This is a genomic window from Flavobacterium sp. AC267 (assembly GCF_979258715.1).
The window spans coordinates 1,224,335-1,238,267 of record NZ_OZ409875.1 but is presented as its reverse complement, the minus strand read 5'-3'; the positions used below and the strand labels follow the sequence as shown (position 1 = coordinate 1,238,267).

Genomic DNA, 13,933 nt, shown 5'->3' with positions numbered 1-13,933 from the left:
CACCGAAACCTAGTAAGAAAACTCAAGAATACCACATAAAAAATCTCGCGAAGACGCGAAGTCGCAAAGTTAAACACTCTTAGCGACTTCGCGTCTTTGCGTGCAAATAACCTGAAACCTGAAACTTGAAACAAAAAAGAACATGGCAGAACATAATGATTTAGGAAAATTAGGAGAAGATCTCGCAGTAGCACATCTCGAGGAAAACGGTTATGAAATTATTGAACGAAACTACGTTAATCAAAAAGCAGAAATAGATATAATTGCACAAAAAGATTCCGTTTTAGCAATTATTGAAGTTAAAACGCGTTCGAGTTTAGACTTTGGTTCTCCGCAGGATTTTGTCAAGCCAAAAAAGATTCAATTACTCATTAAAGCAGTAAATGCCTACATAAACGATAGGGAAAAGGATTTTAATGAAGATCTAGAAGTCCGTTTTGACATCGTTGCCATCCATAAAAACGGCGAATCATTTGCAATTGAACATCTTACCGACGCTTTTTATCACTTTTAACATAATTTTTTATTGTTATAATTGTAACAATTTGTTTTTTTATTTATATTTGCAGAGATTTATAACATCGCAATGTTAAATTAACAACCAACAAACCTGTTACAAAAAAAAAAAAGATTATGAAAACTGTTTCTTCTATTGTAGAAAATTACATTAAAACAAAACCATTTTTATTAAATGCACTATCGCTGGGAATTATCAACCTAACTTCTCTTTCACGAAATATTATGACCGAATTAGAAAGTGAATTTGGGAAAGAAGTAAAACAAGGTGCTGTTGTAATGTCTTTAAAACGACTCACTGAAGAACTAGATTTTAAATTGAACCACAAAATCAATAAAGTAATTAAAAATATTGGTGAAATCACTGTTCGCTCTGAACTTACGGATTACACTTTTGTCGCTTCTGAAACTGTTTTAAACAAACAGGCAGATTTAATTTCTGATATTAATGCTTTATCTGATATTTTCTATACCTCATCTCGTGGTGTAAATGAAACCAATATCGTTGTCAGCAGTAGTGTAAATCACTTGGTGGAGAAACACTTTTTGAGAGAAAAATTAATTCAGAAACTAGATAATTTAGCTTCAATTACTGTAAAATTACCAAAGGAAAATATTGTTGTTCCTGGTATTTACTACTTCATCTTCCAGCGTTTAGCTTGGGAAGGAATCATTATTAATGAAGTAATTTCGACTTCAAATGAGTTTACCATTTTAGTTGGAGAAGATCAAGTTGATGTAGCTTTTAAAGTAATCAAAGATTTGAAAAACTAATTAAACATACCTATTTAAAGAATCACTTTTTTGATTCTTCTGATATAATCCTTTTGTCTTTCAATTAAAAGATAAAAGGATTTTTTTTGAAATTAAATTAACTTTTTCATAGTAATACAAAACCCGAGAAAAAGAAAAAACCACTGAGAACGCAAAGTTTTTAATTATTTAAGTTTAGTAAAAAACACAAAGTTCACAAAGCTTTGCGTACTTAGATTGTATAAGACAACTCAAATCTTAGTGAACTCTGCGAAAAACCTTTGTGTTCTCTGCGGTAAAAAACACTTAGGACTATTTTATTGTTTCCCTACAGCATTTAGACCTGCCTTCCTTTTCAAAACCCAAATTTCATTTTTCGCAAATAAGAATATTCTCAACGCTCAAATCAAAAAAAGAAATTTTATTTTAAAGAAGCGTCAATCTGACACTTACTTGTACGAAAGCTACTAACAGCACTTTTTACCTCTTTACTTCAAAAAACTAACAAAAAATAAGAATTAAGTTTTTTTATATATGATTTGTTGAGAATAATATTTTTATATATTTGCGATGTAATCAGATTTAGACCTCACATTTTGATAGTTTAATACCATTAGAATTAAATAAAGCGAATTAAATTGTTAGAAACTGCCAGCCATAGTGAAAAATTATTGGTAAGTGAACTCAAAAACGGAAACGAAAAAGCTTTTCGCCAACTTTTTGATTTATACCACCAAGATATTTATGGTTACAGTATCAGTCTTCTTAAATCTAAAGAAGTCGCGGAAGAAAATGTGCAGGATGTTTTTATGAAAGTCTGGCTCAACCGCGAGAGTTTAAACATAGAACAATCGTTTAAAGCTTATATTTTTACAATTGCACGTAATCAGGCTTTTAATGTTTTGAATAAAGCCGCAAACGAAATTATATTGAAAGAAGCCGTTTTCTATGAAAGCCAGAAAACGCACGAATACGGAGATTATGCCGTTCGGGAAGCCGATTGCAAAAAACTCCGAAAGCAAGCCATCAAACAGTTACCGCCCAAACGACGGCAGATTTTTAAGATGTCCCGAAAAAAAGGAATGAGCTATGAAGAAATAAGTCAAGAACTCGGAATTTCAATAAATACGGTCCGGAACCAGATGAGTAAAGCGCTCGAATCGATGCGCGGTTTTTTTCAACTTCACGATGAAATTATCTAACCAAAACCACAATAATGCCATTAAATCACTCTTCGGAGTGATTTTTTTTTGATTAAACTTTTGATGTTTTTTAGACACAGGTTTAAAGGATTTCCACATATTAAAATTCTTTTTTCTCTGAAAAAAAGATTAAAATCAATTGCCTCCAGCTTTAGCTGGAGGATAACAAGAAAATAATATCCGAGGCTTTAGCCAAATACTTAGTTTGGCTAAAGCCCTCGTAATGGTATATTTTCCAACCTCCAGCTAAAGCTGGAGGCAATTCAGAAGCGTTCCTAGTTTAATCTTTGCATACCAATAATTTTGAAAATCTTTCTTCAAAATGACAAAAAATGAGTTTACATGGCTATTTCTTTTAAAAAATAAATTTTAGTATTTCATTAAAAATCAACATGATAAAAAACTACAAATGTTAAATTTTAAAAATTTACAACGTTTGAGTAGTACTTCATTTCACTTCAACTGTATTATAGAAACACAGAACCTAAAAACATTCTTAATGAATTCTAATTCTGAAATAAAAACGCTTTTACAAAAGTTTATTTTAAATCAATGCACTGCCGAAGAAACGGAGCAAGTAATTGCCTACTGCCGAAATAATAATCTTACCGATGATTTTCCGACTGTTAAAGATGTTCAAAAGTTAGTAAACGAAATGCCAAAAATGGAGGAGCAAAAAGCAGATTCTATTTTCAACAGCATTTTAGCTTCTGCAAAAGAGCAGGAAACAGTAATCAAATTACAGCCTAGAAAATCAAATATTAGAAAATATATTTCAATTGCGGCATCGATTATTGTCGTCGCTTGGAATTGGTTTTTTCTACAAACAAAATGTTTTTACTAAGCCTGCTGAAGTTCCTTTCGATTTTAAAAGCACTGATATTGTTTTACAAATGGAAGACGGAACTGTTCAGGTTATATCTGAAAACGGGAAGGTACAGGTTCATGATAAAAATGGAAATGTGATTGGAAATCAAAATGGCGATAAATTGGTTTACGAAAAAGAAGCGGATTATGAGAAACTAACCTACAACACTCTTAAAATTCCGTACGGTAAAAAATTCCGTTTAGAATTGTCAGACGGGACGATGGTTCATTTAAACTCGGGAACAACCTTGAGATATCCTGTAAAATTTATTGCTGGCGAAAATCGTCAGGTATATCTTGACGGAGAAGCTTTTTTTGATGTAGCGAAAGACAAAAAACATCCCTTTATCGTAAATGCCGACGAATTGAATGTTCGTGTTTTAGGAACGCACTTTAACGTTTCTAACTATCCTGAAGATGCCGTTACAGATGTTGTTTTGGTGGAAGGTTCTGTTGGAATGTATCGTTCTAATGAAGACTTTGATGCCGCTAAAAACACTATTTTAAAACCTGGTTATAAAGGAAGCTTCAACAAAGAAAACGCGTCAATCTTATCCAAGCCTGTTATTACAGAAATCTACACTTCCTGGATCGATGGCGGATTGACTTTTAGAAACATGGCGTTTAAAAACATCATTACAAAACTGGAAAGACGCTATAATGTAACCATCATTAATAAAAATGAAAAACTGGCAAACGAGAAATTCAATGCAAGTTTTAAAGAAGAATCTATAGAAAATGTGATGAGTTATTTTAATGACATTCATGGAATTAATTACACCATAAAAAACGATCAAATACTAATTAAATAACCACTAAAACCAATGAAAATTTATGAGACAAAAAGAGTATTAGAATAAAAAAATCGGAAAGAGTCGCGAACAATTTCCGATTAACTAAGTGATTGAATATAACGAATTAACTACAATCAATTAACAAAATTATGAAAAAAAAATCTAAGAATAATGGGTTTCTATACTCATTGTTCCAAAATGACCTAAAATTGAAACTAACTACACTACTTATTTTGGTCGCCATGTTTAATATTAGAGGGAATACTTATGCCCAAAAGACAAAAGTTACTCTTGAACTAAACAATTCAACAATCGAGAAGGTTATTGAGACCATTGAACAAAAAACAGATTTCAGATTTATTTACAAATTGAATGATATCGACTTAGATCGAACGGTTTCAATTTCTGTAAAAGATCAATCTATATATGTTGTTTTAGATAAACTTTTTAAAGGAACGCCAACCGAATTTAAGATTCGTGACACGCAGATTATCCTAAAAAAACCAGAACTTAAAACACAGGTAATTGAGTTTCAAAAGCAAACCGTTTCTGGTATTATCACAGATGAAAACGGTATGCCTCTGCCTGGAGCTTCTGTTATAGAAGAAGGAACGAAAAACGGGATAATAACCGACTTTGATGGAAAATACAAACTTACGGTCGAAAGTAGTCAATCTGTAATCGTTGTATCTTTTGTTGGATATAAAGAGAAAAAAGTTGTTGCCAGCCAAAGTGTAATAAACATTCAACTTCTTCCAGACGCGACAGATCTACAGGAAATCGTAGTTGTAGGTTACGGCACAGCATCAAAGAGAGATGTAACAGGTGCTGTTTCATCTATTGCCGCAAAAGACATGAATCAGGGTGCAATTGTAAATCCGTTACAATTAATTGCTGGAAAAGTCTGCTGGAGTTAATATCACGCAACTAGGAAGCGAGCCCGGTTCTGGACCAAGCGTACGTATTCGTGGAATTTCCTCTTTAATAGGAGGAAGCGATCCGTTGGTAGTTGTAGATGGTATCCAAGGAAATATGGATTTATTAAACCAAATACCTCCAAGTGAAATTGAAAGTTACGATATTCTAAAAGATGCCTCTGCAACTGCAATTTACGGTTCTCGCGGGGCGCCGGGAGTACTTATAATTACCACTAAAAAGAATAAAGCGGGTAAAACGACAATGGAATATATCGGTTCATCGTCTTTAGATTTTATTCCTAAAAAACTAGACATGTTAAATGCTGATGAATGGTGGGTCAGCTGCGCAAAATGTAGGCGTTCCTGCCTCTGCAAACCACGGCTCTAATACAGATTGGTATGGCCTTTTAACACAAACTGGTTTTACACAAACACATACGCTCTCTTTTGGAGGAGGAACAGATAAATTTAATTATAGAGCTTCGTTAACGGCTATTTTGCAAGATGGAGTTGTAATTAATTCGAGCAACCAAAAATACATCGGGCGTATTCAAGCTACTCAATTAGCGCTTGATGACAAATTAAGTTTGACTTTTAATTTAAACACAGGAATTAACAATATGACGAGCATCATTCAAAGTATTGGAACTGCTCGCTTATACTTCAAACTTAATAACAAATGCTTATTTAGTTCGACCAACAGATCCTGTTTTTAATACGGATGGAACATATTTTACAGATCCAAATGTATTTCAATATTTAAATCCATATGCAACTGCACAAACGGTTTCAAATGAATCTGAAAATGACAACTTATTTGCAAGTTTAAAAGCCGATTTAACTTTAGCAAGAGGTTTAACTGCAAACTGGTTTGGAAGCTGGAGAAAAACCAATACAACCGAAGGATATTATCTTCCTGTAGTCTCAACAAGTGCGTATGCAATTGATCAAAATGGTTATGGAAATGTTAGAAACAGAAGACAAAACGAGAAATTAACCAACTTTAGTTTGAACTACAAAAGAACATTTGGTGTCCACAATATAAACGTATTGGGTTTATACGAATGGCAAAATCAAGCTTATCAGGGAAGTTTTGCACAAGTGAGAGGTTTTATCAATGACAACGCAACTTACAATGCGCTTCAGTTAGGAGATTTGACAAAAATTCGTCCCGGCGATATTGAGACTTATAAAAACGACAGAACATTAGCTTCATTTTTAGGAAGAGTAAATTATTCTTTACTAGACCGTTATTTGGTTACAGCGAGTATTCGTCGTGACGGTTCTTCTGTTTTTGGAGTAAATAATAAATGGGGAAATTTCCCTTCTGCATCTGTTGCGTGGCAAATCGAAAAAGAACCTTTCATGCAGAAACAAAACTTATTTGATGAGTTAAAACTTCGTGCAGGTTATGGAGAAACAGGTAACCAGCAAGGCTTACTTCCGCAACAATCTATTTCGTTAGTTGGCAGTTCCGGAACAACTTATTTTGGAGGAGCTCCAATCACTAACTATATAATTACGCAAAATTCAAATGCCGATTTGAAATGGGAAACTAAAAAACAAACCAATTTAGGTCTTGATTTCGCTCTTTTAAATCATAGATTAAGAGGAACTGTAGATATTTATACTTCTAAAACAGAAGATTTATTGTTTGATTACACAGTACCTCAGCCTCCATATCCTTATCCGACCATTAAAGCAAATGTTGGTAGTATCTCGAACAAAGGTATTGAGGTATCACTTGCCTACGATGTAATTAAATCTCAAAACAGTACACTTACCTTGGGAGGAAACGTTTCGTTCATGAAAAATGAAGTTCTTAATTTAGATGGAAGCATTAACGGCGTTCCTTTAAATACTGATTATGTTCCATGGGGAGTCGCCAATTCTTATTTAGTACAAGGAAAACCAATTGGAGCATTTTATATTTTGGAACATACTGGGAAAAATGAAAACAATGTTGAAACCGTTTTGGATCGTGATGGAAACGGTATAATCGATCAAGGTGTAAAAAGTCCAGATCGTTATTACGCAGGATCAGCTTTACCAACTTATACTTTTGCATTTAATCCATCTTACAGATATAAAAATTTTGACGCTTCTCTGTTATTGAGAGGTTCAGGAGGAAATAAAATCTATAACGGTTTACGCTCTAACTTAAGCAGAATGGAAAACATTGGTAAATCGAATGTCTTGGCAAGTGCTGTAGACCAAGGAATTTACACTTCTCCTTATGGTTCTGATTTATGGTTAGAAGACGGTTCATTCATTCGTTTAGAAAATCTTACTGCGGGATACAGTTTCCGTTTTACAGATAAATATATTGATACTATTAGACTTTCACTTACAGGAAGCAACTTATTCCTAATAACAGATTATTCAGGTATTGATCCAGAATTAAATGTAAGCGGCGGTGGAGATAACTTTGGAGGTGACAGAGGGATTTATCCTCGTACCAGAAGTGTGGCGTTTGGTTTGACTGTAAAATTTAAATAGTAAAAAGACATGAAAATTAAAAATATATTGATATTAGGAAGCTTGTGTTTCCTGACACTTTTTAGCTGTACAGATATAGACGAAAATGTGTACGATAAATACCCTGCAGAAGAATTTTACGGAACACCAGAAGGAGCAGACATTGCTCTAGCAAGTGTTTATGCTCAAGTACCTGGTGATTTCATTAGAGATAATGCTTCTGGTGTTGGTTATGCGGGAGCAGATAATGGCTGGTACGACATGAACTGTATGTCATCAGACGAACAGGTTATTCCGCACAGAAATACGGGAGACTGGCGGCAGGATTTTGCCCGTTTGCACAAACACGAATGGTTACCAACAGATTTTATCATCAACAACACTTGGAACTGGCTTTACAAATCTATTTTCAATGCCAATTTAGCGGTGAGTTTATTAGAAAAATCTAATGCCGAGGCTTCTAAAATTGCCGAAGCAAAAGTGCTAAGAGCTTTCTTTTATTATTTATTAATTGATGATTTTGGAGATGTTCCATTTTTCACCGATAATAATATTACCGTTGATAAAATACCGCAATCGAGCCGTGCAGAAGTTTTCAATTTTATTGTAAAAGAACTAACTGATAATGTTGAATTATTATCTGGAACAAGAGGCGGAAACTACTACGGAAGATTCAACAAATGGGCGGGCTATACTTTATTAGCAAAAGTATATTTGAATGCTCAAGTTTACACAGGAACTCCAAAATGGAATGAATGTTTAGCGACTTGTAACAAAGTAGCCGAAGGCGGATTTTCACTTCATTCAGGCGCTGTGGATACAGCAAATCCATTAGGAAGTAAGTATTATGAATTATTTGGAGATGTACTTCCAGAAGATGAAACGATTTTACCAATTTACGCAACACTAGATGTTGTCTCTCGTAACATCTATGCAGTTCGCAGTTTATTTGGTCCGCATGCACAAGCATTATTTGGTTTCAGTGGCTGGAATGGTACAATTGTTCCGAAAGAATTTTTCTTAAAATATGATGCGAATGATATTCGTCGAAAACAATTTTTATTTGGAGAACAGCAAGGCGGTTATAATTATACGCTTAATGTTGCTTCATTAGATAATCCTGGTGCAGATCCGCAGGCGGGTGTGCGTAATGTGAAATTTTATCCTGTTGCACCAAGAACCGGCGATGGGGCTTCAAACGATTTTCCAATTTTTAGATACGCTGATGTTATTTTAATGATGGCAGAATGTAATACTCGTTTAGGAAATACTGGAGCGGCAAAACCTTTTATTGATCAAATTAGACAACGTGCGGGATTAAATGCATTAGATCATGACCCAACTCTTGATGATATTTACAATGAGAGAGGATTCGAACTAAACTGGGAAGGACACAGAAGACAAGACATGATTCGTTTTGACAAATTTTTATTGGCAAATGAATTCAGACCTGCATCTCCTGCTTTCAGAAAATTGTTCCCAATTCCAACGGCGACTTTAGATGCTAATCGCGGATTAAAACAAAACCCAGGTTACTAAAAACAAAAACTATCATGAAAAAATATATCAATAAATTATTCATATTAGGCAGTTTGCTTTTCTTGGGTTCATCCTGCGAAAGCGATGCCGAATTAACAACATTAAAAGTTGTTAGTTTCCCTTCAGAAATTACAGTTTCATCCAATACAATCGTATTGACAGAAGACATTGCAGAAGATCAGGTATTACTTGTTTCATGGCCAGAAGTTACTTTTCCTGTTGAAGCTCCTGTAACATATGCACTGCAATTTGATTTGGTGGGAGATACAAGCGTAGCTGACGCTTGGCAAAAAGCAAAAAGAATTGAAGTTGGAACAGATGTTTTAAGCAAAACCTTAATCGGACAAGATTTAAACAAAATTGCAGTCGATTTAGGACTTCCAATAGATGTTGAAGGAAAATTAGTTGTTCGTGTAGAAGCAACAATGGATCGTAAAGTGTATTCAAACCCTATTACTTTGACCATTACTCCTTACGAAAAAAGTGTTGTTTTTGGTGAAATTTATATGCCGGGAGCGTATCAAGGAGAATGGAATGTAGATACAGCACTTGCTTTACCTGCTATCGCAAAAGGTATTTATCAAGGCTATGTAACTGTTCTTCCGGGTTATGGAACTGTATTTAAATTAAATCAGGGCAGAAACTGGGAGCAATACTACGGCGCTGGAGCTACAAACAACGATTTACAAAACATGAGCACTGCCGATTTCAGCCTTCCCGGAACAGGTTCGTACCAAGTAAAAGTGAATCTCAATACTTTAAAATGGACGGCGACTCCGTATTCATGGGGAATTGTAGGTGATGCAACAGCTGGAAGCTGGGATAACAGCACACCAATGAACTATGATTATCAAACAAAAACATGGAAAATTACTGTTGATCTCGTTCCTGGGAATGTCAAATTCAGATTGAATAACAGCTGGACAATCAATTATGGACCTAAAAACACCACAGACGGATTGGTTTATCTGGACGATCAAGGTTCTTACTATGTGGGCGAAGGCGGCACTTATGAAATTACATTCAAAATAAATGATGTTGATCCTGCGGCTCTTGGATATCCAGCAACTGCGGCATACACAATAACAAAAAAATAGATAAAAATTTAAGTTAAGTTTGGTTTGAGTTTACCTGTCTTTTTACTTCGAAAGGCAGGTTACTTCTCAACCGCTTAAAAACATAAAAAGTAAAATCATGAAATTTAATATAAAAATCGTTTACGCATTCCTGCTCACATTGGCATTTGTTTCGTGCAGTTCTTCTGATAACGATAACAATTCAGAGCCAGACTCTCCTTATACACAATATGGAGCTCCTTTTGATAAAATGCCCAAAAAAGAAGATGCCATCATTTATCAGGTAAATATTCGAGCATTTAGTCAGGCTGGAACACTAAAAGGAGTACAGGATAGATTGGCACAAATTCAGGAACTGGGTGCAAATGTCATTTATTTAATGCCTGTTTATCCTGTTGGAAAAGAAAGAGCAACCGGCGAATTAGGATCTCCTTATGCCGTTAAAGATTATAAAGCTGTAAATCCAGATTTTGGAACAGCCGCAAGATCTTCAAACTTTAGTCGAAGAAGCGCACAAGAAAAACATGGCAGTTGTTTTAGACTGGGTTGCCAATCATACCGCTTGGGATAACGCTTGGATTACACAACATCCAGACTGGTATCAAAAAGATGCAGATGGTAAAATTATAATTCCACCTGGAACTAATTATAATGATGTCGCGCAGTTAAATTTCAATAATACCGAAATGAAAGATGCCATGATCGATGCTATGTCCTATTGGGTTTACAATGCAAACATAGACGGTTTCAGATGCGATTATGCTGATTTTGTTCCAAACAATTTCTGGTCAGATGCAATTACTAAATTGAGAAAAATCAAGAAGAACCAAACTATCTTAATGCTTGCTGAAGGTTCTAAAGTAAATCATTTTGCTTCTGGTTTTGATTATACTTTTGGTTTCAATTTCTTTTATACGATAGAACAGCTTTTCAAAGAAAAAAAATCGGCCACTACCCTTCAGGATTCAAATGCAACAGAATATGCTAACAATTACAATCCAGAAAACAGAGTTGTTCGATACACCAGCAACCATGATGTAAACCTTTCTGACGGAACGCCTTTAGAACTTTTTGGAGGTAAAAAAGGATCGCTTGCCATGTTTGTTGTAGCGACTTATTTAAAATCGGTTCCAATGATTTACAACGGACAGGAAATTGGATACAACAAAAGATTAAATTATTTCGCGAGAACACCAATTGACTGGTCGACTGCGGATAATGAAATGCTGGCAGAATACAAAAAGATCATTGCTTTCAGAAACACAAGTGCAAGCTGTTAAAACAGGAGAATTTACAGGTTACAGCAGTGATGCCGTTAGCGCTTTTACCATGATAAAAGACACTGAAAAAGTTTTTGTGCTTTCTAATTTAACAGATTCAACAGTAAAACATCTTATTCCTTCAACATTAAAAGGAAGCTGGAAAGATGCTTTTACAGGAGCGAAGCAGTAACAGTTGGCTCAGATGTAACATTGCGACCTTATCAATATTTAATATTGAAAAACTAATGTCAATGCGACTTTAAAACCTAAATTTGCACAAAACTATATAAAATGAATTTTCAATATCAAAAATCCTTGCTTCAAATTTGTTTGAGCAAAAAAACAGCGCTTTTATTTTTCGTATTCCTTTGTACCTTTTGGCTTCAGGCACAAGAAATAACTTCGCCAGACAAAAATCTTTCTTTAAAATTTGAATTAAAAGAAGGCGGTATTCCGTCTTACCAATTATCATACAAACAAAAAGCAGTTATTAAACCAAGTACTTTAGGTTTAGAATTGCAAAATATGCCTTCGTTTTTAGATGGTTTTACCGTTACAAATACTGCTCAATCTGCTGTTGATGAAAATTGGAATCCAGTTTTAGGCGAAGAAAAAACAATTCGCAATCAGTACAACGAATTGGTTATCACTTTAGCTCAGGCAAAAAACAACAATAGATTTATTCGTATTCGTTTCCGTTTATTCGACGACGGATTGGGATTTAGATATGAATTTCCAAAACAAAATGATTTGAGTTATTTCGTAATTAAAGAAGAGCGTTCTCAATTTAATTTGGCTGGAAATCACAAAATTTTCTGGATTCCGGGAGATTATGATACCAACGAATATGCCTATACGACTTCAAAAATTTCAGAGATTCCTTCATTGATGAAAAAAGCAACGATTGAAATCAATGCACAGCGACCAATCAAAGAATTGTCTGTACAAACGCCGTCAATGATGAAATCTGATAATGGTTTATACATCAACATTCACGAAGCGGGATTAATTAATTATCCAGCAATGTATCTTGAAGTTGATGCTGTAAACAACAAAATGATTAGTCATTTAGCACCAGATGCAGTTGGCGCAAAAGGTTATATGCAGACAGATGCGCAGTCGCCTTGGAGAACTATTGTAGTAAGCGATAAAGCAACAGATATTTTGGCATCGAAATTAATCCTGAATCTTAATGACCCAACAACTTACAAAGATGTTTCTTGGATTAAACCGGTAAAATATATCGGGATTTGGTGGGAATATTTCGTAGCAGGAAAAAGTACATGGGCCTTTGGAAAAGAAAACAATGTAAAAATGACGGATGATTTTACGAAACTTACGCCAAACGGAAAACACGGTGCTACAACAGAACGTGCTAAAGAATACATTGATTTTGCTTCTAAAAATGGTTTTGATGCCATTCTTATCGAAGGCTGGAACATTGGCTGGGAAGACTGGATTGGCAACTGGAAAGAAGATGTTTTTGACTATGTAACGGCTTATCCAGATTTTGATGTAAAAGCAGTTCATGCTTATGCGGCTTCAAAAGGTGTAAAAATTATCATGCACCACGAAACTTCAGGATCTGCAACAAATTATGAGCGTCGATTAGATCGTGCATTTCAATTTATGAATGACAATGGTTATGACGCTGTAAAAACTGGTTATGTTGGACAGATTATTCCGCGTGGTGAACACCATGACGGGCAATGGATGGTCAATCATTATATTAATGTGGCCAAACGTGCGACTGATTATAAAATTATGGTCAACAGCCATGAAGCGGTTCGTCCAACTGGTCTAAACAGAACTTTCCCAAACTGGATTGCTCAGGAATCGGCTCGCGGAACTGAATTCGAATCTATGGGAGGTTTAGCGCCAGATCATACTACGATTTTACCTTTTACAAGATTAATGGGAGGTCCAATGGATTACACGCCAGGAATTTTCCAGACTGATCTTTCCTATTATGGAACAGGAAGTTCACAACGAGTTAATACCACTTTGGTAAAACAATTAGCTTATTATGTGACGATGTACAGTCCGTTGCAGATGGCGACCGATATTCCGGGGAATTACGAGCGTTTTCCAGATGCATTTCAGTTTATTAAAGACGTTGCTGTAGATTGGGATAACAGTTATATTTTAGAAGCTGAACCTGGAGATTATATTACAATTGCACGTAAAGCAAAAGGTAAAAACGAATGGTTTATTGGCGGCATTACAGATGAAAATACCAGAACAGCCAACATTTCTTTTGACTATTTACCTACAGGAAAAACTTTCATCGCTACGATTTATGCTGATGCTAAAGAGGCAAACTGGAATAAAAATCCACAAAAATATACTGTCACAAAAGTTGTTGTAAATTCAAAAAGCAAACTGAAACAGTATTTAGCTCCAGGCGGTGGTGTTGCCATCAGCATTAAAGAAGGAAATACTTCAGAATTAAAAGGATTGAAAAAGTTGTAAAATTTCACAACAAATAATAATAAAAAAGGAACTCTATTTTCAAAAAGAGTTCCTTTT

Annotated in this window: 15 protein-coding genes; all 15 read left to right on the top strand. The window is 34.9% G+C overall.

All coding sequences use genetic code 11. The features are described 5' to 3' along the window. Positions 1–142: 142 nt before the first annotated feature. The 15 genes from ACZZ95_RS06525 to ACZZ95_RS06455 all read left to right on the top strand — a co-directional run bounded on the left by ACZZ95_RS06525 (position 143) and on the right by ACZZ95_RS06455 (position 13,876). Positions 143–514, top strand: coding sequence for a YraN family protein (locus ACZZ95_RS06525; protein ID WP_463468454.1), 372 nt, complete (start codon positions 143–145; stop codon positions 512–514). A 119-nt stretch (positions 515–633) separates the two neighbouring features. After that, complete coding sequence (locus ACZZ95_RS06520; protein WP_463468453.1) at positions 634–1,290, top strand: aspartate kinase; 657 nt, start codon at positions 634–636, stop codon at positions 1,288–1,290. 617 nt (positions 1,291–1,907) lie between these two features. Next, positions 1,908–2,471, top strand: coding sequence for an RNA polymerase sigma factor (locus tag ACZZ95_RS06515; RefSeq protein ID WP_463468452.1), 564 nt, complete (start codon positions 1,908–1,910; stop codon positions 2,469–2,471). A 499-nt stretch (positions 2,472–2,970) separates the two neighbouring features. After that, complete coding sequence (locus ACZZ95_RS06510; RefSeq protein ID WP_463468451.1) at positions 2,971–3,315, top strand: hypothetical protein; 345 nt, start codon at positions 2,971–2,973, stop codon at positions 3,313–3,315. Continuing rightward, the gene (locus tag ACZZ95_RS06505) at positions 3,251–4,150 is read left to right on the top strand and encodes a FecR family protein (protein WP_463468450.1); all 900 of its coding nucleotides are present in this window, start codon (positions 3,251–3,253) and stop codon (positions 4,148–4,150) included. Before ACZZ95_RS06510 ends, ACZZ95_RS06505 begins: the two co-directional genes overlap by 65 nt. A gap of 191 nt (positions 4,151–4,341) precedes the next feature. Further along, positions 4,342–5,049 carry an STN domain-containing protein gene (locus ACZZ95_RS06500; RefSeq protein ID WP_463468449.1) on the top strand — a complete coding sequence of 236 codons (708 nt, stop codon included), beginning with the start codon at positions 4,342–4,344 and terminating at the stop codon, positions 5,047–5,049. Beyond that, the gene (locus ACZZ95_RS06495; protein WP_463468448.1) at positions 5,024–5,437 is read left to right on the top strand and encodes a TonB-dependent receptor plug domain-containing protein; all 414 of its coding nucleotides are present in this window, start codon (positions 5,024–5,026) and stop codon (positions 5,435–5,437) included. Before ACZZ95_RS06500 ends, ACZZ95_RS06495 begins: the two co-directional genes overlap by 26 nt. Next, positions 5,376–5,765: a hypothetical protein gene (locus ACZZ95_RS06490; protein ID WP_463468447.1), complete on the top strand. Its 390-nt coding sequence runs from the start codon at positions 5,376–5,378 to the stop codon at positions 5,763–5,765. Before ACZZ95_RS06495 ends, ACZZ95_RS06490 begins: the two co-directional genes overlap by 62 nt. Next, entirely contained in the window at positions 5,692–7,548 is a 1,857-nt protein-coding gene (locus ACZZ95_RS06485; RefSeq protein ID WP_463468446.1) for a SusC/RagA family TonB-linked outer membrane protein, read from the top strand. The genes ACZZ95_RS06490 and ACZZ95_RS06485 overlap by 74 nt, the downstream gene beginning before the upstream one ends. A gap of 9 nt (positions 7,549–7,557) precedes the next feature. Next, positions 7,558–9,066: a RagB/SusD family nutrient uptake outer membrane protein gene (locus ACZZ95_RS06480; protein WP_463468445.1), complete on the top strand. Its 1,509-nt coding sequence runs from the start codon at positions 7,558–7,560 to the stop codon at positions 9,064–9,066. Positions 9,067–9,080: 14 nt separating this feature from the next. Then, entirely contained in the window at positions 9,081–10,163 is a 1,083-nt protein-coding gene (locus ACZZ95_RS06475; protein ID WP_463468444.1) for a SusE domain-containing protein, read from the top strand. 97 nt (positions 10,164–10,260) lie between these two features. Continuing rightward, positions 10,261–10,713 (top strand): alpha-amylase family glycosyl hydrolase, encoded by a 453-nt coding sequence (locus tag ACZZ95_RS06470; RefSeq protein WP_463468443.1) that lies wholly within the window; start codon positions 10,261–10,263, stop codon positions 10,711–10,713. After that, positions 10,613–11,422, top strand: coding sequence for an alpha-amylase family glycosyl hydrolase (locus ACZZ95_RS06465; RefSeq protein ID WP_463468442.1), 810 nt, complete (start codon positions 10,613–10,615; stop codon positions 11,420–11,422). Before ACZZ95_RS06470 ends, ACZZ95_RS06465 begins: the two co-directional genes overlap by 101 nt. Then, the gene (locus tag ACZZ95_RS06460; RefSeq protein ID WP_463468441.1) at positions 11,409–11,594 is read left to right on the top strand and encodes a hypothetical protein; all 186 of its coding nucleotides are present in this window, start codon (positions 11,409–11,411) and stop codon (positions 11,592–11,594) included. Before ACZZ95_RS06465 ends, ACZZ95_RS06460 begins: the two co-directional genes overlap by 14 nt. Positions 11,595–11,695: 101 nt before the next feature. Continuing rightward, on the top strand, positions 11,696–13,876 hold the full coding sequence (locus ACZZ95_RS06455; protein ID WP_463468440.1) for a glycoside hydrolase family 97 protein: 2,181 nt from the start codon (positions 11,696–11,698) through the stop codon (positions 13,874–13,876). The last annotated feature ends 57 nt before the right edge of the window (positions 13,877–13,933 follow it).

Bases quoted from the DNA above. Each gene is read 5' to 3' on its own strand.
- ACZZ95_RS06525 (WP_463468454.1), top strand. From the start codon at position 143: ATGGCAGAACATAATGATTTAGGAAAATTAGGAGAAGATCTCGCAGTA.
- ACZZ95_RS06510 (WP_463468451.1), top strand. From the start codon at position 2,971: ATGAATTCTAATTCTGAAATAAAAACGCTTTTACAAAAGTTTATTTTA.
- ACZZ95_RS06520 (WP_463468453.1), top strand. From the start codon at position 634: ATGAAAACTGTTTCTTCTATTGTAGAAAATTACATTAAAACAAAACCA.
- ACZZ95_RS06490 (WP_463468447.1), top strand. From the start codon at position 5,376: ATGAATGGTGGGTCAGCTGCGCAAAATGTAGGCGTTCCTGCCTCTGCA.
- ACZZ95_RS06470 (WP_463468443.1), top strand. From the start codon at position 10,261: ATGAAATTTAATATAAAAATCGTTTACGCATTCCTGCTCACATTGGCA.
- ACZZ95_RS06475 (WP_463468444.1), top strand. From the start codon at position 9,081: ATGAAAAAATATATCAATAAATTATTCATATTAGGCAGTTTGCTTTTC.
- ACZZ95_RS06455 (WP_463468440.1), top strand. From the start codon at position 11,696: ATGAATTTTCAATATCAAAAATCCTTGCTTCAAATTTGTTTGAGCAAA.
- ACZZ95_RS06480 (WP_463468445.1), top strand. From the start codon at position 7,558: ATGAAAATTAAAAATATATTGATATTAGGAAGCTTGTGTTTCCTGACA.